Source organism: Plantactinospora sp. B5E13 (assembly GCF_039871775.1).
Taxonomy (GTDB): Bacteria; Actinomycetota; Actinomycetes; order Mycobacteriales; family Micromonosporaceae; genus Plantactinospora.
This window is the reverse complement of sequence record NZ_JBDPLT010000043.1, coordinates 1-24,078: the sequence shown is the minus strand read 5'-3', so window position 1 is coordinate 24,078 and position 24,078 is coordinate 1. Positions and strand designations below refer to the sequence as shown.

At 71.5% G+C, this 24,078-nt stretch carries 23 protein-coding genes; 11 read left to right on the top strand and 12 right to left on the bottom strand.

Annotation, left to right across the window (positions count from 1 at the left end):
* Nucleotides 1–58 precede the first annotated feature (58 nt).
* The gene (locus ABGB05_RS28595) at nt 59–469 is read right to left on the bottom strand and encodes a hypothetical protein (RefSeq protein WP_347657019.1); all 411 of its coding nucleotides are present in this window, start codon (nt 467–469) and stop codon (nt 59–61) included.
* Between the two features lie 124 nt (nt 470–593).
* Nucleotides 594–1,523, bottom strand: coding sequence for a cytochrome c oxidase assembly protein (locus ABGB05_RS28590; RefSeq protein ID WP_347657055.1), 930 nt, complete (start codon nt 1,521–1,523; stop codon nt 594–596).
* A 154-nt stretch (nt 1,524–1,677) separates the two neighbouring features.
* Between ABGB05_RS28590 and ABGB05_RS28585 the strand changes: the two genes are divergently transcribed.
* The 4 genes from ABGB05_RS28585 to ABGB05_RS28570 all read left to right on the top strand — a co-directional run bounded on the left by ABGB05_RS28585 (nt 1,678) and on the right by ABGB05_RS28570 (nt 5,914).
* The gene (locus ABGB05_RS28585; RefSeq protein ID WP_347657018.1) at nt 1,678–2,277 is read left to right on the top strand and encodes a heme-copper oxidase subunit III; all 600 of its coding nucleotides are present in this window, start codon (nt 1,678–1,680) and stop codon (nt 2,275–2,277) included.
* Nucleotides 2,278–2,352: 75 nt separating this feature from the next.
* A complete protein-coding gene (locus ABGB05_RS28580) occupies nt 2,353–3,201 on the top strand; it encodes a c-type cytochrome (protein ID WP_347657017.1) in 849 nt (282 codons plus the stop codon).
* Complete coding sequence (locus ABGB05_RS28575) at nt 3,198–4,298, top strand: Rieske 2Fe-2S domain-containing protein (RefSeq protein ID WP_347657016.1); 1,101 nt, start codon at nt 3,198–3,200, stop codon at nt 4,296–4,298. Before ABGB05_RS28580 ends, ABGB05_RS28575 begins: the two co-directional genes overlap by 4 nt.
* Nucleotides 4,295–5,914, top strand: a complete 1,620-nt coding sequence (locus tag ABGB05_RS28570) for a ubiquinol-cytochrome c reductase cytochrome b subunit (protein WP_347657015.1) — start codon at nt 4,295–4,297, stop codon at nt 5,912–5,914. The genes ABGB05_RS28575 and ABGB05_RS28570 overlap by 4 nt, the downstream gene beginning before the upstream one ends.
* A 73-nt stretch (nt 5,915–5,987) precedes the next feature.
* Here the strand turns inward: ABGB05_RS28570 and ABGB05_RS28565 are convergent, their stop codons facing one another.
* Nucleotides 5,988–6,644 (bottom strand): alpha/beta hydrolase, encoded by a 657-nt coding sequence (locus ABGB05_RS28565; RefSeq protein WP_347657014.1) that lies wholly within the window; start codon nt 6,642–6,644, stop codon nt 5,988–5,990.
* Between the two features lie 117 nt (nt 6,645–6,761).
* Between ABGB05_RS28565 and ABGB05_RS28560 the strand changes: the two genes are divergently transcribed.
* Nucleotides 6,762–7,397 carry a TetR family transcriptional regulator gene (locus ABGB05_RS28560; protein ID WP_347657013.1) on the top strand — a complete coding sequence of 212 codons (636 nt, stop codon included), beginning with the start codon at nt 6,762–6,764 and terminating at the stop codon, nt 7,395–7,397.
* A 69-nt stretch (nt 7,398–7,466) separates the two neighbouring features.
* On the opposite strand, the gene ABGB05_RS28555 is transcribed toward ABGB05_RS28560, so the two are convergent.
* Nucleotides 7,467–7,892 (bottom strand): cytochrome c oxidase subunit 4, encoded by a 426-nt coding sequence (locus tag ABGB05_RS28555; RefSeq protein ID WP_347657012.1) that lies wholly within the window; start codon nt 7,890–7,892, stop codon nt 7,467–7,469.
* Nucleotides 7,893–7,903: 11 nt separating this feature from the next.
* Nucleotides 7,904–8,875, bottom strand: a complete 972-nt coding sequence (gene coxB / locus ABGB05_RS28550; protein WP_347657011.1) for a cytochrome c oxidase subunit II — start codon at nt 8,873–8,875, stop codon at nt 7,904–7,906.
* 174 nt (nt 8,876–9,049) lie between these two features.
* Here coxB and ABGB05_RS28545 point away from each other — a divergent pair, with 174 nt between their 5' ends.
* A complete protein-coding gene (locus tag ABGB05_RS28545) occupies nt 9,050–10,201 on the top strand; it encodes an aminotransferase class V-fold PLP-dependent enzyme (protein WP_347657010.1) in 1,152 nt (383 codons plus the stop codon).
* A gap of 123 nt (nt 10,202–10,324) precedes the next feature.
* A complete protein-coding gene (locus tag ABGB05_RS28540; protein ID WP_347657009.1) occupies nt 10,325–10,576 on the top strand; it encodes a sulfurtransferase TusA family protein in 252 nt (83 codons plus the stop codon).
* A gap of 31 nt (nt 10,577–10,607) precedes the next feature.
* Here the strand turns inward: ABGB05_RS28540 and ABGB05_RS28535 are convergent, their stop codons facing one another.
* From ABGB05_RS28535 to ABGB05_RS28525, 3 genes are all read right to left on the bottom strand, one after another.
* Nucleotides 10,608–11,582 (bottom strand): carbohydrate kinase family protein, encoded by a 975-nt coding sequence (locus ABGB05_RS28535; protein WP_347657008.1) that lies wholly within the window; start codon nt 11,580–11,582, stop codon nt 10,608–10,610.
* A 293-nt stretch (nt 11,583–11,875) separates the two neighbouring features.
* Nucleotides 11,876–12,244: an iron-sulfur cluster insertion protein ErpA gene (erpA, locus tag ABGB05_RS28530; protein WP_347657007.1), complete on the bottom strand. Its 369-nt coding sequence runs from the start codon at nt 12,242–12,244 to the stop codon at nt 11,876–11,878.
* A gap of 130 nt (nt 12,245–12,374) precedes the next feature.
* A complete protein-coding gene (locus ABGB05_RS28525; protein WP_347657006.1) occupies nt 12,375–12,770 on the bottom strand; it encodes a MarR family transcriptional regulator in 396 nt (131 codons plus the stop codon).
* 88 nt (nt 12,771–12,858) lie between these two features.
* Between ABGB05_RS28525 and ABGB05_RS28520 the strand changes: the two genes are divergently transcribed.
* A complete protein-coding gene (locus ABGB05_RS28520) occupies nt 12,859–14,319 on the top strand; it encodes an MFS transporter (RefSeq protein ID WP_347657005.1) in 1,461 nt (486 codons plus the stop codon).
* Nucleotides 14,320–14,404: 85 nt separating this feature from the next.
* Here ABGB05_RS28520 and ABGB05_RS28515 read toward each other — a convergent pair whose 3' ends face one another.
* Nucleotides 14,405–15,547, bottom strand: a complete 1,143-nt coding sequence (locus ABGB05_RS28515) for a glycerate kinase (protein WP_347657004.1) — start codon at nt 15,545–15,547, stop codon at nt 14,405–14,407.
* A gap of 69 nt (nt 15,548–15,616) precedes the next feature.
* Here ABGB05_RS28515 and nadA point away from each other — a divergent pair, with 69 nt between their 5' ends.
* The 3 genes from nadA (at nt 15,617) to ABGB05_RS28500 (ending at nt 19,119) form a co-directional block, all read left to right on the top strand.
* The gene (gene nadA / locus ABGB05_RS28510) at nt 15,617–16,786 is read left to right on the top strand and encodes a quinolinate synthase NadA (protein ID WP_347657003.1); all 1,170 of its coding nucleotides are present in this window, start codon (nt 15,617–15,619) and stop codon (nt 16,784–16,786) included.
* Between the two features lie 250 nt (nt 16,787–17,036).
* Nucleotides 17,037–18,392 carry a UDP-N-acetylglucosamine 1-carboxyvinyltransferase gene (gene murA / locus ABGB05_RS28505; RefSeq protein WP_347657002.1) on the top strand — a complete coding sequence of 452 codons (1,356 nt, stop codon included), beginning with the start codon at nt 17,037–17,039 and terminating at the stop codon, nt 18,390–18,392.
* Nucleotides 18,393–18,516: 124 nt separating this feature from the next.
* Nucleotides 18,517–19,119 carry a DUF3043 domain-containing protein gene (locus ABGB05_RS28500; RefSeq protein ID WP_347657001.1) on the top strand — a complete coding sequence of 201 codons (603 nt, stop codon included), beginning with the start codon at nt 18,517–18,519 and terminating at the stop codon, nt 19,117–19,119.
* Nucleotides 19,120–19,158: 39 nt separating this feature from the next.
* Here the strand turns inward: ABGB05_RS28500 and ABGB05_RS28495 are convergent, their stop codons facing one another.
* The 3 genes from ABGB05_RS28495 to ABGB05_RS28485 are packed head-to-tail and all read right to left on the bottom strand — an operon-like array spanning nt 19,159 to nt 21,828.
* Nucleotides 19,159–20,172: an ATP-binding cassette domain-containing protein gene (locus ABGB05_RS28495; RefSeq protein ID WP_347657000.1), complete on the bottom strand. Its 1,014-nt coding sequence runs from the start codon at nt 20,170–20,172 to the stop codon at nt 19,159–19,161.
* The gene (locus ABGB05_RS28490; protein WP_347656999.1) at nt 20,169–20,981 is read right to left on the bottom strand and encodes an ABC-2 family transporter protein; all 813 of its coding nucleotides are present in this window, start codon (nt 20,979–20,981) and stop codon (nt 20,169–20,171) included. The genes ABGB05_RS28495 and ABGB05_RS28490 overlap by 4 nt, the downstream gene beginning before the upstream one ends.
* Nucleotides 20,974–21,828 carry an ABC-2 family transporter protein gene (locus ABGB05_RS28485; protein ID WP_347656998.1) on the bottom strand — a complete coding sequence of 285 codons (855 nt, stop codon included), beginning with the start codon at nt 21,826–21,828 and terminating at the stop codon, nt 20,974–20,976. Before ABGB05_RS28485 ends, ABGB05_RS28490 begins: the two co-directional genes overlap by 8 nt.
* Between the last annotated feature and the right edge of the window lie 2,250 nt (nt 21,829–24,078).

Sequence of the window (24,078 nt, the reverse complement as noted above, 5' to 3'; positions counted from 1 at the left end):
GCGCCGTCATCCCGGGCCGGCGGTCCCTCGGCGGGCGCGGCGTCGGGGGCGCGGTCGGTCAGGAGCGGGCGGGTGCCCCGTCGGCCCGGGCCCGCAGCAGCCCGGCGACGGTCTGGCCGGTGGTCACCGGGTCGAGCGGGTGGACCAGGGTCGCGTCGACCTGCGCGTAGGCGGCGAGCCACCGGTCCGCCGCACGGGCGATCACCACGCAGGTCGGCGGCGCGTCGTCCCGGTCGTCCTTGATCTGCCGGGCGATGCCGAGGCCACCGGCCGGCGTCGCCTCGCCGTCGAGCAGCAGCAGGTCGATCTCGTAGTCGTCGACCAGCCGGATGCACTTCTCGTAGCTGTCCGCGTCGACGAACTCGACGGTCAGGTCGGCGGCCGGTCGGGTGCCCACGGCGAGCCGCATCCGGTCCCGGACCTCCGGGTCGTCGCTGTAGAGCAGGACGGTGTATAGACGATCGCTCATCGGTTGCCAGGCTCCCACCTCGTAGCTGCCCGCCGATCGTACCGGTCCCGCCCCGACGCCGACCGGCCCGCCCGGCCCGGGGGTGGGCGCCGCCCGAATCCCGGGACGTGGAACGGTCCGACGGTCAGCCGGACGTACCGGCCGAGTTCCGGGCCGCCTGGTCCCGGGCCTCCTGCCGGTCCAGCTCACGGTCGATCCGCCGGGCCTCCCGCTCGGACTGCCGGATCCACTGCACCACCAGTACGGCGATCATGGTGACGCTGACGAACTCGCCCCCGGCCCAGAGGATGCCGCCGGCGACCTTCTGGTCGGCGAACGGGTCGGCCCAGCCGAGCGCCAGCGACGGGTACCAGTCGCCGCCGAACAGGGTGGTGCTCTGCATGACGGTGAGCCCGAGCACAGTGTGGAACGGCACCGAGAGCACCATCAGCAGGGCCCGGGCCGGGTACGGCCAACGGCCGGGCAGCGGATCCAACCCGACCAGCGGCCAGAAGAAGAGGCAGCCGGTGACGATGAAGTGCGCGTGGACCCACTCGTGGGCCAGCGGATGTTCCAACGTCACCCGGTAGAGCCCGGTGAAGTACAGCACGAACGGGTTGACCACGAAGAGCGCGTACGCGAGGAGCGGGAACGACAGGACCCTCGCCACCCGGCTGTGCAGTACGGCGAGCAGCCGCCGCCGGGGCGCGCCGGTGAGCGTACGCAGGGCCAGGGTGATCGGCGCGCCGAGCGCCAGGAAGATCGGCGCCACCATGGAGAGCACCATGTGCTGGACCATGTGCACCGAGAGCAGCGTGGTGTCGTACGCGCCGAGCCCGCTCAGCGTCACCGCCGCGATGCCGCCGAGACCGGGGCCCAGGAACAGCACGGTACGCGCGACGGGCCACCGGTCGCCCCGGATCCGCAGCCGGTACACCCCGTAGAGGTACAGGGCGGCGGCGAGCACCAGGCCGACCGCGAGCCAACTGTTCAACGTGCTCTCGGTGAGGATCGAGGAGACGGTGAACGGCGCCGTCTCGGCGCTCCCACCGGCGAGGACGTCCGGAGTCGGCAGGGCGACGGGTACGGCGGTCACGGGGTCGGGATCGACGTGCAGCACGTTTTTCAGGCTAGGCCAGACGAACCGGGCGGGGTGCGTCACCCCATCCGACGAGGGAGTTAGGCCACCCCGACGATCGCCGATGCCGATCAGGGGCAATAATGACCGCGTGACTGCGGCCTCAGCCATTGACAAGAGCCGGATCCACTCACTGACCCGACCGAACATGGTCAGCGTCGGGACGATCGTGTGGCTCTCTAGCGAACTCATGTTCTTCGCGGCGTTGTTCGCGATGTACTTCTCCATCCGCGCGGCGGCGCCGGAGTTGTGGGAGAAGCACACCGAAGCGCTCAACATCCCGTACGCGACGACGTTCACGGTGATCCTGGTGCTTTCCTCGATCACCTGTCAGCTCGGCGTGTTCGCCGCGGAGCGGGGTGATGTGCACGCGCTGCGCCGCTGGTTCACCGTCACCTTCGTGATGGGCCTGATCTTCGTGCTCGGTCAGTTGAACGAGTACCGGGAGCTGGTACACGAAGGGGTGAAGATCAACGCTGACGGGTACGGGTCGACGTTCTACCTGACCACCGGCTTCCACGCGCTGCACGTGACCGGCGGTCTCGTGGCCTTCATCATCTTCATGATCCGGACCACCATGGGCCGGTTCACCCCCGCGCAGGCCACCTCGGCGATCGTCGTGTCCTACTACTGGCACTTCGTCGATGTGGTCTGGATCGCGCTGTACGGCATGATCTACTGGCTCCAGTGATCTTGGTGCTGTCACGTTCCGCCACGATGCTCCGTCCCTGAGACAAGGTCGAGAAAACCGTTAAGGACACAGGCCATGACTTCTGACACCCCCGGCGGCGCCCGCTCCCGCGGGCTGCTCTCGCGGCTGCGCCGTGCGCGGTCCAGTCCGCGTAGCAAGGCCCGCCGGCGGCTGGGCGCCGCAGTCCGGCTACTGGCCGCACTGACCCTGGCCGGCGGCGCCTACACCGTCTTCGCGCCGGGCCTGCAGGCGCAGGACACCCCGCAGCTGACCACGGCCGCCCAGGAGGGCAAGGCGCTCTTCGACACCAGCTGCGTGACCTGCCACGGGCGCAACGCCCAGGGCATCGAGGGCCGCGGCCCGAGCCTGATCGGCGTCGGTGCCGCCTCGGTGGAGTTCCAGGTCGGCAGCGGCCGGATGCCGCTGGCGCGCCAGGAGGCCCAGGCGGAGCGGAAGCCCCCGGTCTTCAACAACGACGAGATCCAGCAGCTCGCGCAGTACGTGCAGGAGCTTGGCGGCGGGCCGCAGCTGCCCGAGGGCGAGAACCTGCACCGGGGTGCCGACGTCGCCGAGGGTGGCCGGCTGTTCCGGCTCAACTGCTCCTCCTGCCACAGCTTCGGCGGTGGCGGTGGCGCCCTCTCGTCCGGCAAGTTCGCCCCGAACCTGCGGCCGGCGAACGACCGGCAGATCTACGCCGCGATGCTGACCGGCCCGCAGAACATGCCGGTCTTCGGCGACAACCAGCTGCGCCCGGACCAGAAGGCCGACATCATCGCGTACGTCCAGGAGACCCTGGCCAAGGACCGCGACCCGGGCGGGCTGAACCTCGGTCGCCTCGGCCCCTCCACCGAGGGCGTGGCGATCTTCCTGGTCGGCATCGTGGCGCTGGTCTTCGCCTCGCTGTGGATTGCGGGTAAGTCATGAGCACGCGTACCGACGAACAGACCCACGGGGCCACCCGCGAGCCGTTCGACGTGAACGACCCGGAAGTGTCCCGCTTCGACATCGTGCGGGAGGGGGCCCGGCGCGACGACATCGAGATCGTCCACTACGAGTCCCAGTTCCCGGTACCGGGCACCAAGGCGGAACGCCGGCTGACCCGGTTCGTCACCTGGCTCTTCCTGCTGGTCGGGCTCTTCTCGACCGCCTTCGTGGTGGCGTACGTCTGGTGGCCGTGGAAGTACGAGCACGGCACCGGGATGACCAAGTTCTACACCCCGTTCCTCGGCCTGACCCTCGGTCTGGCGCTGCTCGGCATCGGCTTCGGCATCCTGATCTGGGGCAAGAAGCTGCTCCCGAAGGAGGTCTCGATCCAGGACCGGCACATCGAGCCGGCCTCGGACGAGGAACGCGCCCTCACCGGCAGCACGCTGCTCTACATGGTCGACGAACTCGGCGTACGGCGTCGCCCGCTGCTGGGCGTCTCGCTGCTCGCGGGCCTCGCCCCGGTCGGTGCGGTCGCCGCCGCGCCGCTCATCGGCGGTCTGATCGAGCAGCCGCACAAGAACAACCAGATGTTCACCACGGGCTGGAAGCCGATCGCCCACGGGAACACCACCGAGCTGGTCAAGCTGACCCACCACGACGGCACCCCGGTACGTCCCGAGGATGTCAGCCCCGGTGGTCAGATCACGGTCTTCCCCGGCATCCCGGACGGTGCGACCAACAAGCACGCGGACTCCCCCGTGCTGCTGATCCACCTCCGTCCGACCGACGCCGAGGAGGCGCGGGCGGCGAACCAGCGGGCCGGCCACGGCGACTACATGTGGGGCAACTACATCGCGTACTCCAAGATCTGTACGCACGCCGGTTGCCCGGCCAGCCTCTACGAGCAGCAGACCAACCGGCTGCTCTGCCCCTGCCACCAGTCGCAGTTCCTCATCACCGACAACGCCCGTCCGGTCTTCGGACCCGCGAGCCGGCGACTCCCTCAGCTGCCGCTGACCGTTGAGGGTGGCTTCTTCGCGGCGAAGTCCGACTTCACCGAGACCGTCGGGCCCGACTTCTGGGAGCGGCCGTGAAGCGTCGAAGGTTCGACATAGCGGCGGTGCCGGGCAAGGCGGCCCGTGAGGTCGACGACCGGCTCCAGGTGAACACCCCGCTGCGTTCCCTGCTCAACAAGGTCTTCCCGGACCACTGGTCGTTCCTGCTCGGTGAGATCGCGCTCTTCTCGTTCATCGTGCTGCTGCTGACCGGTGTCTACCTGACCCTGTTCTTCGAGCCGTCGCTGACCGAGGTGACCTACGACGGCAGTTACCGTCCGCTGCAGGGCACCCACATGTCCGCGGCGTACGCCTCGAGCCTGGACATCTCGTTCGATATCCGCGGCGGCCTGATCATGCGGCAGATGCACCACTGGGCCGCGCTGCTGTTCATGGCGGCGATCGTGGTGCACATGCTCCGGATCTTCTTCACCGGCGCGTTCCGCAAGCCGCGTGAGCTGAACTGGATGATCGGCTACCTGCTGTTCTGGGTCGGCTTCCTGGCCGGCTTCACCGGATACTCGCTCCCGGACGACGGGCTCTCCGGCACCGGCCTGCGGATCGCCTCGGCGATCATGCTCTCCATCCCGGTGGTGGGTTCCTGGCTGACCTCGTCGATCTTCGCCGGGGAGTTCCCGGGCGACATCATCATCAGCCGGTTCTTCATCGCCCACGTGCTGCTGATCCCGGGCCTGCTCGTCGCCCTGATCAGCGTGCACCTCGGACTGGTCTTCAAGCAGAAGCACACCCAGTGGCCCGGCCCCGGCCGGACCAACTCGAACGTGGTCGGCGAACGGATGTTCCCGCGCTACGCGATCAAGCAGGGTGGCTTCTTCATGATCGTCTTCGGCGTGATCGCGCTGCTCGGCGGTCTGGTGCAGATCAACCCGATCTGGCTCTTCGGCCCGTACGAGGCGGGCGTGGTCTCCGCCGCCAGTCAGCCCGACTGGTACGTCATGTTCCTGGACGGCTCGACCCGGCTGATGCCGCCGTGGGAGATCAACATCCCGATCGGCAACGGTTACGTCATCCCGCCGCTGTTCTGGCCGACCGTGGTGCTGCCCGGCATCCTGACCGTGCTCCCGCTGCTCTACCCGTTCATCGAGGCGCGGATCAACAAGGACCGGCGGATCCACAACCTGCTGCAGCGCCCGCGCGACGTACCCGGCCGGACCGCCCTCGGCGCGATGGCGGTGACGTTCTGGGTGGTGCTGACGCTCTCCGGCGCCAACGACGTGATCGCGGACAAGTTCTTCATCAGCCTGAACGCGATGACCTGGGCGGGCCGGATCGGTCTGATCATCCTGCCGCCGCTGGCCTACTACGTCACCTACCGGATCTGCCTGGGTCTCCAGCAGCACGACCGGGAGGTGCTGGCGCACGGTGTCGAGACCGGCATCATCCGGCGACTGCCGAACGGGCAGTTCGTCGAGGTGCACCAGCCGCTCGCCCCGGCGGACGAGCACGGCCACACCGAGCTGGAGTACGTCGGCTGGGTGGTGCCGAAGAAGATGAACCGGCTCGGCGCGCTGGGCCCGGCCATCAAGGGCTTCTTCTACCCGATCGAGAAGCCGGTCGAAGCACCGGTCTCGCCCGGCCACCCGCCGGTCGAGCCCCGCTCCGAGCAGCAGGAGATCGGCAGCGGCAAGCACTGAGCTGTCAGTAAGCAGGGCCCCTTCTTGTCGCCGGCTGCCGCCGGCGGTCAGGAAGGGGCCCTTCTCTACGCCCCTACCCCCCCGTGCGCGCCCCGCCGACATCGGCGGCGTCCACGAGGTCGACGAAGTCGAGGATCCGCCGGTTCACCAGCTCCGGCTCTTCGAGCGGAAGCCCGTGGCCGGCGCCGGGCACGATCTCGGTCCGGACCCCGGCGACCAGTTCCCGGACCCGGGACGCCGCCCGAGCGGGCCGCAGCAACGAGCTACGACCACCGAACAGCACCTGCATCGGTACCTGGACCGCGCGGAGTTCGTCGTCGTCGAGCCGCCGGGCTGCCGGCCGGTTGGTACGCCAACTACGGGCGGCGATCATGATGGGGGCCAACTGTTCGGGCGACTCGATCAGGGCATGGTTGGCCAACAGCCGGGACAGCCGGGCACGGGTCCGGCGCGGGGCCAGGGTCGCGAGCACGCCGAGCAGGAGGTTGGCGTAGAACCGGATCGGCACCTTCTCCAGGCCCCCGGGGTCGAGCAGCGTCACCGAGGCCAACCGGGCCGGCCCGTACACGGCCTGGTTGAGGGCGAGCCAGCCGCCGTACGAGAGGCCCACCAGGTGTACGTCGTGAAGTCCGAGCCCGGCCAACACCGCGTCGAGCCAGGCCGCGTTGTCGGCGGACCCGTGCAGAACCTGCCGCTGGAACCGTCCGATCCGTTGTCCAGTCCCCGCCACCGTCCGCCCCTCCCTCTCGTTGGCAGTACGACTGTATAGTACGCTCGTACCAGAAAAGAACGGACGGCGACCCGCACAATCGAGGGTCACCTCCGACACGGGACGGGAGACCAGCGGGTGCCGAGACTGGCCGATCACGAACAACGGCGGACGCAGATCATCGATGCCCTGCTGCGGATCGCCGCTGACCGCGGGCTGCACGCCGCCACCATGCGAACCGTCGCGGCAGAGGCCGGAGTCACGGTCAGCACGGTGCAGTACTACTTCCACAGCAAGGAACAGCTGCTCTTCGCCGCACTGCAACAGCTCTCCGAGGCGGTGGGCCGGCGGGTGGCCGCCCGGCGCGCCAACTCGACAAGAAACGACTCGACCGGAGCCAGCGGACCTCTGCGGCCGGTGCTCGAGGAGTGGCTCGGCCAACTCATCCCCGCCGACGCCGAGCAGCGGGCCGCGTACACGGTCTTCGCCGCCTACCACGCCCTCGCGCTGACCGACCCGCACCTGGCCGCGTTGCCGTACGCCCGCAACTCACAGGACCTCGAGAGCGGCCTTCGCGACCTGCTCGACCGGGCCCGACGTACCGGCGAGGTCGCCGACGACCGGGACGTCGACGCGGAGGCCGCCAACCTGCTCGCCCTGGCGACCGGCCTGGCGGACAGCGTGATGGCCGGCCTACGCGACGCGGAGGCCGCGCTGAGGCTGCTACGGCACCAGCTGGACCAGGTATTCGGCACCACTGCCCCGGTCGGCTGAGCCGACCCGGAAAGCCGAAGGCCCGCCACCCGGAGGGGTGGCGGGCCTTCGACAGGTGTGCTGCCCTGATCAGTGCTCGGCGGTACGCCGGGTGCCGCTGTAGTACTCGAAGAGCAGACCGCAGGCGGCGAAGACCACCGCGACCAGGCCGGTGGCGATCAGCCACCACTGCCAGAAGACCAGGCCCAGCCCGGCGACGCTGGCGGCCACGGCGATGCCGAACGGCCAGTAGCTGCCCGGGCTGAAGAACCCGACCTCACCGGCGCCGTCGGCGATCTCGCCGTCCGGCCGGTCCTCCGGACGCGGGTCGATCCGGCGCGACACGAACCAGAAGAAGCCGCCGCACATCGCGGTGAGCAGGCAGGACAGAATCAGCGCGACGAGCCCGATCCACTCGACCCGACCGTCCGCGCCGTGCGTCCAGAGCCCGTAGACAACGGCGGCGATTGCCAGGAAGAACGACACGATGCCGAACAGGCGCCACTCAGACTTCATTTTCGCCGCCCTCAGCTTCCCGCGCCCGCGGCGCTCGCGTTACCGAAGTTGTTGACGTCGCGCCGGGTGTCGAACGGCTTGGTCGTCGTCGCCAGCGGAGCCTCGCCGATCGAGGTCAACGCGTCCTGCGTCGACTGCCCGGCCCGCTTCGCGGCGATGAACCGGTCGTACTCGTCCGGCGACACCACCCGCAGCTCGAAGTTCATCATCGAGTGGTACGTGCCGCACAGTTCGGCGCAGCGGCCGACGAACGCACCCTCCTGGTCGAGGCTGCTGATCTGGAAGACGTTACGGACGTTGCCCGGGAAGACGTCGCGCTTGAAGAGCAGCTCCGGCACCCAGAACGAGTGGATGACGTCCCGGCTGGTCTCCTCGATCCGGATGCTCCGCCCGGTCGGCAGGACCAGGATCGGGATCACCTCGGTGGTGCCCAGCGTCGAGGCGACCGTGGTCGCGTCCTCGCCCGGCCGGTCCCGGTAGTTGAACTGCCAGTTCCACTTGAAGCCGACCACCTCGACGGTGACGTCGGGGTCGTCCGTGACCTTGTTGACCCCGGTCTGGACGATCGCCGTGTAGTAGAAGAGCACGGAGACGACCAGGATCGGCGCGATGGTGTAGAGGAACTCCATCGGCATGTTGAACCGGGTCTGCACCGGCAGCGCCTCGCCCCGCTTCCGGTAGCGGATGATGCACCAGAAGATCAGACCCCAGACGAAGACGCCGACCGCGAGCGCGGCGATCACCGACGCGATCCACAGGTCGTACATCCGGTGGGCCTCCGGGCTGATGCCACCCTGGGGCCAGCCGAAACCGTCGAACGTCTGTCCGACGTCACAGCCGGTCAGCATGGCGAGCAGCACGGCACCGCCGGCTCCGAGCCCGGCCAGCCGGCCCAGCGAGCGACGCTGGCCGTGTCCCCGGGAACCCCGGGGACTGCTCTGCCGTACGACCGACGGCGGTACCTCCGAACCCCTTGCGACCACCTGGTCCTGCCTCCCTAGCGCGCCGCTCGCTGTCCGCTTTGTCGACACCGGCGGCAAAGGCGTCACCGACGGTCGCAGATTACTCGACCTGCGACGGCTGGACGGCCTTGGGGTCCGCGTCCCCACTCCGCCGGGGGATCTTGCCTGATCCGCACCCCGGGTTACCGTTCCCTGGTGAACGTGCCTCCGGCGTACTTCGACGCGGCGGCCGCCGCACCGTTACACCCGGTAGCCCGCCAGGCGATGCTGGCGGCTCTGGAGGACGGTTGGGCGGATCCGGCGAAGCTCTACACGCAGGCCCGCCGGGCCCGCCAGCTGCTCGACGCGGCGCGGGCGGCGACCGCCGAGGTGCTCCGGGTACGCCCCGACGAGCTCTCCTTCACCCCCAGCGGTACGGCCGCCGCGCACGCCGCCGTACTGGGCGGTCTGGCCGGGCGTCGGCGGGCCGGAAACACCCTGGTGCACTCGGCGATCGAACACTCCGCGGTGCTGCACGCCGCGGAACGGCACGTGGCCCAGGGCGGGATGGCCGCCCCGGTGCCGGTGGACCGGTCGGGTCGACTCGACCTCGACGCCTGGTCGGCGGCGGTCACCGCACCCGGGGTGGCGCTGGCCGCGCTGATCAGTGCCAGTCACGAGGTGGGCACCACCCAGCCGGTCGCCGAGGCGGCCCGGTCCTGCGCCACGGCCGGGGTGCCGCTCCACGTCGACGCCGCGCAGTCGGTCGGCCGGGTACCGGTGCCGGCGGGCTGGTCGATCCTGTCGGCCAGCGCACACAAGTGGGGTGGGCCACCCGGCGTCGGGCTCCTGGTGGTGCGCAAGGGCACCCGGTGGGAGTCGCCGTATCCGGCGGACGACCGGGAGTCGGGCCGTACCCCCGGGATGCCGAACCTGCCGGCGGTCGTCGCGGCGGCGGCCGCGTTGCGGGCGGTGGACGCCGAGGCCGCCGCCGAGGCCGCCCGGCTCGCCCCGCTGGTGGACCGGATCCGGGCCGTCGTGGCCGACACGGTGCCCGACGTGGAGGTGGTCGGTGACCCCGTCGACCGGCTCCCCCACCTGGTCACCTTCTCGTGCCTGTACGTCGACGGCGAGGCGCTGCTGCACGCCCTGGACCGGCGGGGCTTCGCCGTCTCCTCGGGCTCCTCCTGCACCTCCTCGACGCTGCGTCCGTCGCACGTGCTGGAGGCGATGGGTGTGCTCTCCCACGGCAACGTCCGGATCTCCCTGCACCGGGACAGCACCGCGGCCGAGGTGGAGAGGTTCCTGACCGAGCTGCCGGGCATCGTCGCCGACCTGCGGGCCGAGGCCGGTGCGGTCGGTCTGTAGCCCGACCGTCGACCGGCAGACCGGGAAGCCGTCGGGCCGCCGCCTCCTGCGGCGACCCGACCCGGCGCTGGCGGTCCGGGGTGGCGTTTGGCGACCCGGCACCCGACAACGGAGAATCGCCGGGTGGACGAGTCGGCGCCGGCGGACAACCCGGACGAGGTCATCGACTGCCTCGGCAAGCGCTGTCCGCTGCCGGTGATCGCGGCGGCCCGGCGGCTGCCCGAGCTGCCGGTCGGCACGGTCCTGCGGGTACTCGCCGACGACCCGGCGGCGGCGATCGACATTCCGGCCTGGTGCCGGATGCGTGGGCAGGAGTTCGTCGGCGCCTCGACGGTGGACGGCGCACCGGCCTACGACGTCCGCCGGGTCCACTGAACCGCGGACCGGCGCGCCACCACCCGCGCGGTCACCCGAGGTACGGCCGGACCTCCTCGGCGGCCTCGTCGCCGTACGACTCGGCGAGGCGCTTCACGAACAGGTCGGAACGGACCTCGTACTCCTGGGTGCCGACCGTCTCCAGGACCAGGGTGGCGAGCAGCGAGCCGACCTGGGCGGCCCGTTCCAGGCCGAGTCCCCAGGAGATGGCGGCGAAGAAGCCGGCCCGGAACCCGTCGCCGACCCCGGTCGGGTCGGCGATGTGCAGCTCGCGGGCGATCGGTACCCGGAACGGGGTGATGTCCCGGCCGGCGATCTCGACGCCGTCCTTGCCGAGCGTGGTCACCCGGATCTTGACCCGGTCCAGCAGCTGCTCGTCGGTCAGGCCGGCCTTGCTCTGCAGCAGGGACTTCTCGTAGTCGTTGGTCAGCAGGTAGTCCGCACCGTCGATCAGGCCGATCACGTCGCTGCCGTCCATCCGGGCGAGCTGCTGGGACGGGTCGGCGGCGAAGGCGTACCCGCGCTGGCGGCACTCCTCGGAGTGTCGCAGCATCGCGGCCGGGTCGTTGGCGCTGACCAGGACGAGGTCGAGCCCACCGATCCGGTTCGCGACCGGGGCGAGTTCGATGTTGCGGGCCTCACTCATCGCGCCGGCGTAGAAGGAGGCGATCTGGCACATCTCGGTGTCCGTGGTGCAGACGAACCGGGCGGTGTGCGCGACCTCGCTGACGTGCACCGAGTCGCAGTCGACGCCGTGCCGCTCCAGCCACGAACGGTAGTCGTCGAAGTCGGCGCCGACGGCACCGAGCAGTACGGGGCTCAGCCCGAGCTGGGCCATGCCGAACGCGATGTTGGCGGCCACCCCGCCGCGCCGGAGCACCAGCTCGTCGACGAGGAAGGAGAGTGAGACCTTGTGCAACTGGTCGGCGATGAACTGATCCGCGAACCGACCTGGAAAGCTCATCAGGTGGTCGGTCGCGATCGAGCCGGTAACGGCGATCTTCATGTCGGCCCTCAGGATCGGGAGATGGAACCGCGGCCGGGTCAGCCTACCGGTCCGGTTTCCCCCACGCCCCCGGTCGATCGGCTTCCGGCCACCGGCATGTCACCACGTCGTGGTCTGGAGATCACCGCTGGTTGCCGTCCGGCACGCCGAAGGCGTCCGCCCCGGGGTGCCGCCGCCGGCACGGACAACGGGCCGCCCGTACGCCGGTGACGTGACGGGGCTGTCCGTCGTGTCACCCGCGCGGGGCGGCCCGCTGGGGCAGAACTGTTGGTGCTGTGGTGTGCGGGCGCCGATCAGTGGAACGAGTCGCCGCACGCGCAGGAGTTCTGCGCGTTCGGGTTGTCGATGGTGAAGCCCTGGGCGTCGATCCGGTCCGCGAAGTCGATGGTCGCACCGGTCAGGTAGGGCGCGCTCATCCGGTCGACGACAACCTCGACCCCGCCGAAGTCGTTGACGATGTCACCGTCGAGCGAACGCTCGTCGAAGAAGAGCTGGTAACGCAGGCCGGAGCAGCCGCCCGGCTGCACGGCGACCCGCAGCCGGAGGTCGTCCCGCCCCTCCTGCTCGATCAGGGCCTTCACCTTCTGCGCCGCGACGTCGGTGAGGACGACGGTGCTCGGGGCGGTTGCCGCGGTCGACTCGGTCTGCGCTGGCGTTGTCACGTGAAAATCTCCCCTGCGCGGTGCGATGATTGTCCGTAGAGGCCAACGCTAGTCGGATGGCCGATGATTCCCGTTCCGGGTTCTCTTTGATTGTAGGCGGGTGCGAGGCAGGTCACCCGGCCTCGGACAACTAGGCGGGTGTGGTCAGGCCCACCGGCCGGAGACTCTCCGCCAGCACCGCCCGCTGGGTCGGCCGGGCCTCGGCATGCCGCTGTCGACCCGCCTCGGTCAACGTGACGTACACCCCACGCCGGTCCTGCTCGCACAGGGCCCGGCAGACGAGTCCGTCGCGTTCGAGTCGGGCCACCGCCCGACTGAGCGCGCTCTGGCTGAGATGGACCCCCTCGGCCAGCTCCTGCATCCGGAGCTTCTGCTCCGGTACGTCGGCCAGCCGGTCGATCACCTCGAACTCGCTCATGCCCAGCCCGTGTCGCTCCTGCAGGCCGCGCTCCAGCGCGCAGGACGTCGCCGCGTAGCAGCTCGCCAACTCCCGCCAGGCGGTGGCGAGCACCTGGTCCTCGGACACGGTCGGGATGTTACCACATGCACAGGAAATAGCTGCACGAGCATTAGTTGCTTGCACATTAGATGCACGTGCACGTAAGTTCGCCGGCATGGCTTTTTCCGCTCCACCGGTCACCGATCCAGCAACGCCCCGACCAGGGGCCGCCGCCCCGACGTACGACGCCCCGGCCGGTCCCCGGATGACCGCCCGACTCTGGGGCGCGTTGATCGTGCTCTGCGGCGCGCTCTTCCTCGACGGGCTCGACGTCTCGATGGTCGGCGTGGCCCTCCCCTCGATCCAGGCGGACCTGGGCCTGTCCAACTCGGCCCTGCAGTGGATCGTCAGCGGCTACGTCCTCGGGTACGGCGGCCTGCTGCTGCTCGGTGGGCGTACCGCCGACCTGCTCGGCCGACGCCGGGTCTTCCTCTGGGCGATCGCTGTCTTCGGCGTCGCCTCGCTGCTCGGCGGGCTGGTCGACGACCCGAACCTGCTCATCGCCACCCGGTTCGCCAAGGGCGTGGCCGCCGCCTTCACCGCCCCGGCCGGGCTCTCCATCATCACCACGACCTTCCCCGAGGGGCCGGCCCGCAACCGCGCGCTCAGCTTCTACACCGCCTGCGGCGCCAGTGGCTTCTCCCTCGGCCTGGTCTTCGGCGGGCTGCTCACCGAGGCCGGCTGGCGCTGGACCTTCCTGCTGCCCGCCCCGATCGCGCTCGCGGTACTGGTCGCCGGCAGCCGACTCATCCCGGCCGAACGTCACCGGCGACCCGTCGGCGGCTACGACCTCGGTGGTGCCGCCACCTCGACCGGCGCCCTGCTGCTCCTGGTGTACGCCGTCGTCTCCGCCCCGGCGGCCGGCTGGCTCTCGGCCCGTACGCTCGGCACCTTCGCCCTGGTCGCCGCCCTGCTCGCGGCCTTCGTCGTGATCGAGCGGCGGGTGGCCCACCCGCTGGTCCCGCTCGGCGTGCTGGGCCGGCGGAGTCTGGTCGGCGCCAACCTCGCCGCGCTGGCGGTGACCGGCTCCTACATCGGGTTCCAGTTCATCGGCACGCTCTACACCCAGATCGTGCTCCAGTGGTCCCCGCTGGAGATGGCGCTCGCCTTCCTGCCCGGCGGGCTGGTGGTGGCGTTCGGCGGGCCACGGGTCGGGGCACTGGTCAACCGGTTCGGCACCGCCCGGGTGGTGGCGGCCGGCTTCCTCGCCTTCGTCGCCGCGTACCTGCTCTTCCTCCGGATCGACGGCGAACCGCGCTACCTGGGCGTGATCCTGCCCACCATGCTGCTGGTCGGCCTCGGCTTCGCCCTCGCCTTCCCGTCGCTGAACATCCAGGCCACCGCCGGAGTCGCCGACCACGAGCAGGGTCTGGCCTCCGGACTGGTGCAGACCGCGTTCCAGATCGGCGGGGCGATCGTGCTCGCCGGAGTGACCGCGATCCTCGCCACCGACCAGGCGGCGCCCGGCCGGGTACCCGACTCGTTCTATCCGGCGCTCGGCCTGGTCACCGGGGTCGCCCTGCTCGGGCTGCTCGTCACGGCGCTCACCGCCACCACCGCCCGCCGGACCCGCTGAGCGGGCGTGGGGTCAGGAGGGGCCCTTCCTGGACGAAAGAAAGCGACAGGAAGGGCCCCTCCTCACCCTCGGCTCCACTGGCGGGTCACCCTCGGCTCCACTGGCGGGCCAGCCGGGCGGCGATCGCCCGCAGCCCCTCCGCCGGTCGGCTCATCGCCCGTTCGACGCCGCCGTGCGGCTCGCCGCCGAAGTGCTCGACCAGGCTGTGGGTCTCGGTCACCCCGACCGAGGCCGCCTCCCGACGCCCGGCGCTGACCCTGCCGGCGACCACCACGCAGGGCAGGCCACGGTCCCGGGCCGCCGCCGCCACCCCGGCCACCACCTTGCCGCGCAGTGACTGGTGGTCGAACGAGCCCTCCCCGGTGATCACCAGGTCGGCCTGCTCGAGCGCGGCCTCCAGACCGGTCAACCGGGTGACCAGGTCGATACCGGACGCACACCGCCCGCCGAGCGCCAGCACCGCCGCGCCGAGCCCGCCGGCCGCGCCGGCGCCGGGCAGTTGGGCCAGCCCGGCCGGACAGCCTGGAAGATCCCGCTCCAGCACCTCGGCGAAGCGTTCCAGGGCGGCGTCGAGCAGCAGCACGTCCTCCCGGGAGGCGCCCTTCTGCGGCCCGAAGACGTTCGAGGCGCCGGTCAGCCCGGTCAGCGGGTTGTCCACGTCGGTGGCGGCGACCAGTTCCACGCCCCGGGTCTGCGGCCGACCGGCCAGTCCCGCGACGGCGGCCAGCGCCGCGCCGCCGTACGGGAGGGCCATCCCGGCGGAGTCGACCGGTACGGCGTTCAGCGCGGCCAGCAGCCCCGCTCCCCCGTCGTTGACCGCCGAGCCGCCCAGCCCGATCACCACCCGCCGCACCCCGCACTCGGCGGCGGTCGCGACCAGCGCGCCGAGGCCGTACGAGGTGGTCCGTTTCGGGTCCCGCTCGTCCAGGGCCAGCAGGTGCAGGCCGCACGCCTGGGCGCTCTCCAGGTACGCCGTACCGCCGTCGGCGGTGACCAGGATCTCCCCGTCGACCGGGCGGCCGAGCGGGTCGACGGTCGACACCGGCACCCGGCGGCCGGGTACGGCGGCGGCGAGCACCTCGACGAACCCGGGTCCGCCGTCGGCGAGTGGCCGGACCTCGATCTCGTCCGTCGGCGCGCCCTCCCGCCACCCGTCGAGGATCGCGGCGGCCACCTCGGGGGCGGAGAGGGTGCCGGCGAACTTGTCCGGACAGATCAGGATCCGCATGGTCGGCAAGTGTGGCAGCCCACATCCGTACGGGCGGAAAGCGGGCCCCGCTGTGGAAACATGGAGATCGTGACTTCGACGTGGGTAGAGCCGTCCAGCACCGCGACCGCCCTGCTGCTCCTGGGCCGGGGTGCCGACCCGTCCAGCGAGCGCGGCGTGGACTGTCCGGGGGAGCTTCCCCCGCCCAGTGACCCGAACCTGGTCGCCCGGGCCGCGGCGGCGAAGGCGGCGCTGGGTGACCGGGTGTTTGTCCTCGGTCACCACTACCAGCGGGACGAGGTGATCCAGTTCGCCGACGTGACCGGCGACTCGTTCAAGCTCGCCCGGGAGGCGGCGGCCCGGCCGGACGCCGAGTACATCGTCTTCTGTGGCGTGCACTTCATGGCCGAGAGTGCGGACATCCTCACCACCGACGCGCAGCGGGTGGTCCTGCCGGACCTGGCCGCCGGCTGCTCGATGGCGGACATGGCGGTGCTGTCGCAGGTCGAGGCGGCCTGGGAGACGTTGGCGGAGCTGGGCGTCGCCGACTCGACGGTGCCGGTGACGTACATGAACTCGTCGGCGGACATCAAGGGTTTCGTCGGCCGCAATCGCGGGGTGGTCTGCACCTCGTCGAACGCCGAGCGGGCGCTGCGGTGGGCGTTCGAGCGCGGCCAGCGGGTGCTCTTCCTGCCCGACCAGCACCTGGGTCGGAACACGGCGGTGCTGGAGATGGGCTTCGACCTCGACGACTGTGTGCTCTACGACCCGCACAAGCCGGGTGGTGGGCTGACCGCCGAGCAGCTGCGCGAGGCGAAGATGATCCTGTGGCGCGGGCACTGCTCGGTGCACGGGCGCTTCACCAGGAGCAGCGTGGACGAGGTACGGGCCCGGGTGCCCGGGGTGAACGTGCTGGTCCACCCGGAGTGCCGCCACGACGTCGTGACCGCCGCCGACCACGTCGGCTCGACCGAGTACATCATCCGGACCATCGAGGCGGCGCCGGCCGGCAGCGCGTGGGCGGTCGGCACCGAGCTCAACCTGGTACGCCGGCTCGCCAACGCCCACCCGGACAAGCAGATCATGTTCCTGGACCGGACCGTCTGCTACTGCTCGACGATGAACCGGATCGACCTGCCCCACCTGGTCTGGGCCCTGGAGGAACTCGTCGCCGGCCGGGTGCCGAACCAGATCACCGTCGATCCGGACACCGCGCACCACGCCCGGGTGGCGCTGGACCAGATGCTCGCGCTTCCCTGACCGATCCACTACCCACGGTGACATTCGGGGTACGGTTTCCTGCCTCCGTCCCCGTTTCGTGCCATCCGTACGCCGTGACCGCTGCCGTCTTCGTGACCGAGCGCTATGCTGCCGGGGCCGCGACAGACCCATGCCGCGACAGGGCCCTGCCGGGCCGGTACGGCCATGCGCCGCGACGGCGGTGTTGACCGGATGGCCCACCCTCGCTGGCAGCTCGACGTAGAGCAGCATCGACCCGCTGGAGGTTGCGTTGACCGACGACGTCCTGGTCGTACACGGAGGTACGCCCCTGAACGGGCAGATCCGGGTGCGTGGCGCCAAGAATCTCGTCTCCAAGGCGATGGTCGCCGCCCTGCTCGGCGACAGTCCGAGCCGCCTCTTCGACGTGCCGCGGATCCGCGACGTCGAGGTGGTCCGGGGCCTGCTCGAGCTGCACGGCGTCAAGGTCAGCGACGGCGCCGAGGACGGCGAGCTGGTCTTCGACCCGGCGAACGTGGAGAGCGCGAGCACCGACGAGATCAACGTGCACGCGGGTTCGAGCCGGATCCCGATCCTGTTCTGCGGACCGCTGCTGCACCGGCTCGGTCACGCGTTCATCCCGGATCTGGGTGGCTGCCACATCGGGCCCCGGCCGATCGACTTCCACATCCAGGCGCTGCGCCAGTTCGGTGCGGTGGTGGACAAGACCCCCGAGGGCATGCACCTCACCGCGCCGACCGGGCTGCACGGCACGAAGTTCGAGCTGCCGTACCCGAGTGTCGGCGCGACCGAGCAGGTGCTGCTGACGGCGGTGCTGGCCGAGGGGGTCACCGAGCTGCGCAACGCGGCGGTGGAGCCGGAGATCATCGACCTGATCTGCGTCCTGCAGAAGATGGGCGCGATCATCAAGGTGCACACCGACCGGGTGATCGAGATCCAGGGCGTGGCACGGCTGAGCGGCTACACCCACCGGCCGATCCCGGACCGGATCGAGGCGGCGAGCTGGGCCGCCGCCGCGCTGGCCACCGGGGGTCGGGTCGAGGTGCTCGGCGCCGAGCAGGCCGACATGATGACCTTCCTGAACGTGTTCCGTTCGGTCGGCGGGGCGTACGAGGTCACCGACACCCGGCCGCCGCGGCTGGGTCAGCCGGGTCAGGAGGGCGGTATCCGGTTCTGGCACCCGGGCGAGGAGCTGCGGGCGGTGGCGCTGGAGACCGACGTACACCCGGGTTTCATGACCGACTGGCAGCAGCCACTGGTGGTGGCGTTGACCCAGGCCCGGGGCCTGTCGATCGTGCACGAGACGGTGTACGAACAGCGGCTCGGCTACACCGAGGCGCTGAACAAGATGGGCGCGACCATCCAGGTCTACCGGGACTGCCTCGGTGGCACCCCCTGCCGGTTCGGCCGGCGGAACTTCAAGCACTCGGCGGTGATCGCCGGTCCGGCCAAGCTGCACGCCGCCGACCTGGTGATCCCGGACCTGCGGGCCGGTTTCAGCCACCTGATCGCCGCACTGGCCGCCGAGGGCACCTCCCGGGTCTACGGGGTGGACCTGATCAACCGGGGCTACGAGGACTTCGAGGCGAAGCTCTCCGCGCTCGGCGCGCACGTCGAGCGGCCGTAACACCCGTCACGTAGGTCACCGCCGGCCCCCTCCGTCACCGTCGCGTGGCGAGGGGGCCGGTCCCGTCGGGCGGTGGTGTACCGCGAGGTGCGGGAGCCGTCCCCGGTTGGCTACCCTTCACCCCGTGCCGTCGCTCTTTCGCCGCAAGCCCGCCGACCTCGTCGAGGATGCCGTCACCGAGGTGACGCCCGAGACGCCCGCCAACCGTCCCAAGGGTTACACCCCCAGCAAGAAGGAGCTGGGGAAGGAGACCCCGAAGCGGCCGACCGCGGCGCGCCGTCCCGCCGTCGACGTCAAGTCGCTCAGCAAGGAGGAGCAGCGGGAGCGGCGGCGGCAGCTGCGGGCCGAGGCCGCGGCCGAGTTCCGGCGCGAGGGTGGCCCCCGCGACCGGGCCCCGGAACGTGGCCTGGCCCGGGACGTGGTCGACTCCCGCCGTACCGTCGGCACCTGGTTCTTCGGTGGCGCCCTGGTCGTGCTGATCGGTTCGGCGAACACCATGCCGCCGGTGGTCCGGCTCGTTTCCAACCTGCTCTGGGGTGCGCTGGCCATCGCCCTGGTGATCGACTCGGTACTGATCTCCCGAAAGATCAAGAAGCTGGTCCGGCAACGGTTCCCCAAGACCGACCAGCGGATGGGCTCGCTCTACCTCTACGCGATCATGCGGTCGATCACCTTCCGCCGGATGCGCGCTCCCGCCCCCCGGGTCAACCTCGGCGACAAGGTCTGAGCCGACCGACGGCGGTCGGGCGGGCCGGGTGAGCGGAGCTCAGCCCGGATTCGCGGCCACCAGGGGAGCGCCGTCGACCGCCTCCCGGTAGAGCCGGGCGACCACGTCCTCGATGTCCGGCTCGACGATGGCGATGTCCCGGAGCGCGACCTGGCCGGCGAGCCGGGCCACCACCTCGGAGGCGGTCGCCGACTCGCACGCGAAGACCAGCCGCCGCCCGTCGGCCTCGGTCCGCACCAGCGGGGCGCCGTCCACCGTCGGCGGCGTCGCCATCGGCTCGTCCAGGTCCGCCACCACCTGCCGACGGGAGCCGTAGCGGGCGTGCAGCGCCTCGATCGAACCGTCGTGCACCACCCGACCGTGGTCGATCACCACCAGCCGGCGACAGAGCCGTTCGATGTCGGCGAGATCGTGCGTGGTCAGCACCAGCGTGGTGTCACCGGCCCGGCCGAGTTCGGCGAGGAAGCCCCGGACCGCCTGCCTGCTGACCACGTCGAGCCCGATCGTCGGCTCGTCGAGGAAGAGCACCTCCGGCCCGTGCAGCAGCGCGGCGGTCAGTTCACCCCGCATCCGTTGGCCGAGGGAGAGCTGACGTACCGGAAGGTCGAGGAAACCGTCGAGGTCGAGCAGGTCGCGGCAGCGCCGCAGCCGGGCGGCGTGCGCGTCGGCCGGCACCCGGTAGATGTGCCGGAGCAGGTCGAACGAGTCCCGCAGCGGCAGATCCCACCAGAGTTGTGAACGCTGCCCGAAGACGACCCCGATCCGCAACGCCAGCCGGGTCCGTTGGGCCACCGGCGCCAGCCCGCATACCCGTACCTCGCCGGACGAGGGCGTCAACACCCCGGTCAGCATCTTCAGCGTGGTGGACTTGCCGGCGCCGTTCGGTCCGATGTAGCCGACCATCTCACCGCGCCGGACGGTCAGGTCGATCCCGTCGACCGCGGTCACCATCCGTCGGGTGCGCCGGAAACGCCCGGCCCGGACCCGTACCACGAAGTCCTTGCGCAGGTCACGCAGCGCGATCACCGGGTCGGCCGGCGGGGTCACGGTCATGAGCCGGCGCTTCCGTACCGCCGCAGGCCGGTCCGCCAGACCAGGCCGGCGAGGATCGCCGCCGGCACCGCGACGCCGGGCGCCGCCCACCCCACCCAGTTCGGCAGACCGAGCGGGTCGGTCCGGCCGAGCAGCGCCAGCGCCGGGTAGTAGGCCACGAAACCGAACCCCAGCGCGTACGTGAAAACGGCTCGGAACCAGCCACCGTAGACAGTCATCGGGTACATGGTGAAGTCCCTTCCCCCGTAGGTGAAGGCCGAGCCGACCTCGCCGGAGTCGATCCACCAGAAGGCCAGGCTGGCGGTGGCGACGAAGATCGCGCCGAAGAAAACCGCCCCGGCCAGCGGAGCGGCCACCAGGAGTGCGACCCGGGCCGGGGTCCAGTCGATGCCGGCGCTCGCCACCGCGACGGTCAGCACGGCGACACCGAACAACGCCCGGAGGGTCTTCCGTAGCGGCAGGTCCATCAGCAACAGTTGCGGCAGCGCACCGAGTGGCCGGACGAGTACGGCGTCCAGCAGGCCGGTCCGGACGTACTGCCGGACCCGCTCGATGTTGCCCACGGTCAGGTCGGCGGTGGCGAAGGCCGCCGAGGAGAGACCAACCATGATCATCGCCTCCGTCCGGTCGAAGCCGCCCAGCGTCCCGGTGACCCGGAACAGCACCAGGACGGTGACCACGTCGAAGACCGTGGCCCCGACGTTTCCGACCAGGTCGACGAGGAACGACGTACGGTAGGACGCCTGTGAGCGGGCCTGCCCGCGCAGCAGCGCCAGGTAGGCCGAGGGCGCCCCGGCCCGCTCAGCCACCCTGCACCACCAGCCGCCGCTCCGCCCGGCGCTGCACGGTCCGGCAGGTCAACAGGATCAGTCCCGCCCAGACCAGCTGCACGGCGACCAGGCCCACCTGGACCGGCTGCGGATCCCGCTCGACGATCACGTCCAGCGGTGTCTGGAGCAGGCTGGGAAACGGAGTCGCCAGCCAGAGCGGCACGGTCACCCAGTCCGGCAGGAAGCGTAGCGGGAAGTAGAGGCCGGCCAACACTCCGGAACCGAGCGTCCACAGGATCATCGGCCCCCGTACGTCGTGCAGCCAGTACGCCGTCGCGTTGACCAGGTACCGGCAGCCGAAGCAGATCACCACCGCGAGAAGCACCGAGAGTACGGCGAGCGGCAGGGTCGGCCACCGGGTCGGCAACGCGAGGTCGAAGAAGACCAGCCCGGCCAGCACCGGCGGCAGGAAGCGGGTCAGTAGGGCGTACCCGGCCCGCCCCAGGTCGACGGCGAGGTAACTGACCACCGGGTGGACCGGGCGGAGCAGGTCGCTGGCGACCTCGCCGGTCCGGATCCGGTCCGCCAGATCGGTCCATCCCCAGAGGAGCACCACGGCGAGCAGGCCCTGTCCGACCCAGACGAAGGTGGCCAACTGGGCCGGGGTGTAGCCCGCCGCGACCCCGCCGGCACCGCCCGCGACGGCGAGCAACACGTAGCACCGGAGAAAGCCGAAGACGGTGTTGGTGAAGGCGCCGGCAAGAGTAGCTTGCCGGTAGGTAGAGTACCGACGAAACCCCGATCCGGTTATGGCAGTAAATGTCCGGAACCATGGCGTGATGTTTCGGCTGATGGGTGGTGGCACAGTGGCGGTGACTGAGCCCACGCCGTTACCCTCCTTCCGCGACCATGCTGCCTCGGGCCGGGTGACTTTACCCGGTGCACCCGGCTGCCCAGCGAGGATTTACGACGAGGTGACCCCGTGAGTAAGCGACGCGAGCCGGCCTACCCGGCCGCGTCGCGCGCGACTCGCCACGTCGACACCGCGGTCCACCCGACAGCTCATGACGACGCCGAGCGCAGCGAGGTGGCGCCATGAGCGAGCGCAGCGAGCGAATCAGCCAACTCAGCACCACAGCTCATGACGACGCCGAGCGCAGCGAGGTGGCGCCATGAGCGAGCGCAGCGAGCGAATCAGCCAACTCAGCACCACAGCTCATGACGACGCCGAGCGCAGCGAGGTGGCGGCATGAGCGAGCGGTACCCCAATCGGTGGGGTGAGCCCGCCGAACCGTCCTGGGTGGTCGAACCGACCGCCGAGTGGCGTCCGCAGTTCCCCGGGCAGCGCTATCCGGGGGACATCGGGCACCAGCGGCGTCGGCCGCCCCGGCCGAGCGGGCGCGCCCCGGTCCCGACCGGCCGGGCGAGCGTGCCACCGCCGGGTGGGCACCCGGGTACGCCTTCCGACAGTTATCCGCCGCAGCGCCCGGACGGGCCGCCGAACCGGGACGGCCGGTTGGGCGAGGGCCGGGGCACCACCGGCCGGCCCGGTTCGACGAGCCGCCGCCACGACACCCAGGAAGGCTGGTACGACGGCCCGGACGGTTGGCGCGACGACCCGGACGGCTGGGACGACGCCCCGGACTGGGACCGGCCGTCGAACGGTCGGAGCCGCCCACCGGTCGACCACCGCGCCGACGGGCCGGTGCCGATCGGCCGGGACGAGCGACGGACACCCGGTGGCGTCGAGCCCGGGCGTCGTGGCGAGCCTGTCGACGGCTTCGACCGTCCACGGGGTCGGCCGGAGCGTGCTCCCCACCCGGACGAACGCCCCCGGGCGGCCCGCTCCGGGCCGTCCGAGGTCCCCGACCGGCTTCCGCCGGAGCGGCGGGGACGGTGGCTGACCGGGCCACCGTCGGACGAGACCCAGCCGCTGCCCGACCGGCGACCGGGCCCCGCCGACCGCCGCCCCGGACCGGCCGACGGCCGCGGTCGACCCGGTGTGGGTGGTCGGGGCGTACCCCATGCGCCGGCGGCGTTCGACGGACCGCCCGGTCCGGACCGCGCCGACGGTTGGGGCCCTCGCCCGGGCGGCACCGCCTCGCGTGGCCCGGCCCACGAGCCACCGCCCGGTCGAATCCCACCGCCGGCCAGGCCGGACCGGACCGGCTCGGACTTCACACCGCCGCCGCCGGGCCGCCGTCCCGGATCCGGGACGCCACCGACCCCCGGCTGGTCGGCGCCACGTGGCCCGGTGCCCGGTCAGGAGCCGCCCCGGGAAAGCCGCCGTTTCCCGGACCTCGGGTCGGGTCGACCGCCCGGGCGTGATCCGCGGACCGCACCGGACCAGGCCGCCCGTTCCGGCCCGATGCCGCCGGTCGAGCGGTCGGGACGGCCGGGCCCACTCGGGTACGACCGTCCGGGAGCCGACGTCCCGCCACCGAGCCGTCGGGCCGAACCGAACCGCCCGGATCGGATCCCCGCTCCGGGTGCCGAACGGAACGCGCCGCGTCCGGCGGAGCCCGACGAGCTGGCCGGTCGGCGGGAGCCGCTCGCGCCCGGCCCGGTCCCAAGCGGGCGGATACCCGCACCCACCGGGCAGTCCCGTCCCACCGAGCCGCCCCGTCCCACCGAGCCGCCCCGTCCCACCGAGCCGCCTCGCGCGGCCGACCCGCCACGGCCGGTCGAGCCGATCCGGCGGATCGAGCCGGGTCGGCCGGTCGAACCGGTCCGCAAGGTCGAACAGTCCCGGCCGGTGGAGGCCCGTCCCGTCGACCCGGCCCGCGCCGGGCAACCGCCCCGGCCGACTCCGCCGCTGGAACCGACCTGGTCGGTCCCGCCGGCCGACCCGGCCCGCCCGACCGCCACCGGTCCCGCCCGGCCAGCCGAACCACCACGTCCGGCCGAACCACCGCGCCCGGCACCGGCCTACCCGACCGAACCCACCGGCCCGGCCCGTCCGGTCTCACCGGCGGCTGCCGGGGCGGACACCGGTACCGGCGAACAGCCGCGCGACCGGCCGACCGGCTGGTTGACCCCGGCGTCGCCGCCCGAGAGCACGCCCCCCCCCCCCCCCCCCCCCCCCCCCCCCCCCCCCCCCCCCCCCCCCCCCCCCCCCCCCCCCCCCCCCCCCCCC

What these genes read in the sequence shown, in the direction of transcription:
- ABGB05_RS28495 (WP_347657000.1), bottom strand. Translation starts at nt 20,172, where the DNA reads ATGACCGTGACCCCGCCGGCCGACCCGGTGATCGCGCTGCGTGACCTG.
- ABGB05_RS28515 (WP_347657004.1), bottom strand. Translation starts at nt 15,547, where the DNA reads ATGCGGATCCTGATCTGTCCGGACAAGTTCGCCGGCACCCTCTCCGCC.
- ABGB05_RS28595 (WP_347657019.1), bottom strand. Translation starts at nt 469, where the DNA reads ATGAGCGATCGTCTATACACCGTCCTGCTCTACAGCGACGACCCGGAG.
- ABGB05_RS28575 (WP_347657016.1), top strand. Translation starts at nt 3,198, where the DNA reads ATGAGCACGCGTACCGACGAACAGACCCACGGGGCCACCCGCGAGCCG.
- ABGB05_RS28580 (WP_347657017.1), top strand. Translation starts at nt 2,353, where the DNA reads ATGACTTCTGACACCCCCGGCGGCGCCCGCTCCCGCGGGCTGCTCTCG.
- ABGB05_RS28535 (WP_347657008.1), bottom strand. Translation starts at nt 11,582, where the DNA reads ATGAAGATCGCCGTTACCGGCTCGATCGCGACCGACCACCTGATGAGC.
- ABGB05_RS28520 (WP_347657005.1), top strand. Translation starts at nt 12,859, where the DNA reads ATGGCTTTTTCCGCTCCACCGGTCACCGATCCAGCAACGCCCCGACCA.
- ABGB05_RS28555 (WP_347657012.1), bottom strand. Translation starts at nt 7,892, where the DNA reads ATGAAGTCTGAGTGGCGCCTGTTCGGCATCGTGTCGTTCTTCCTGGCA.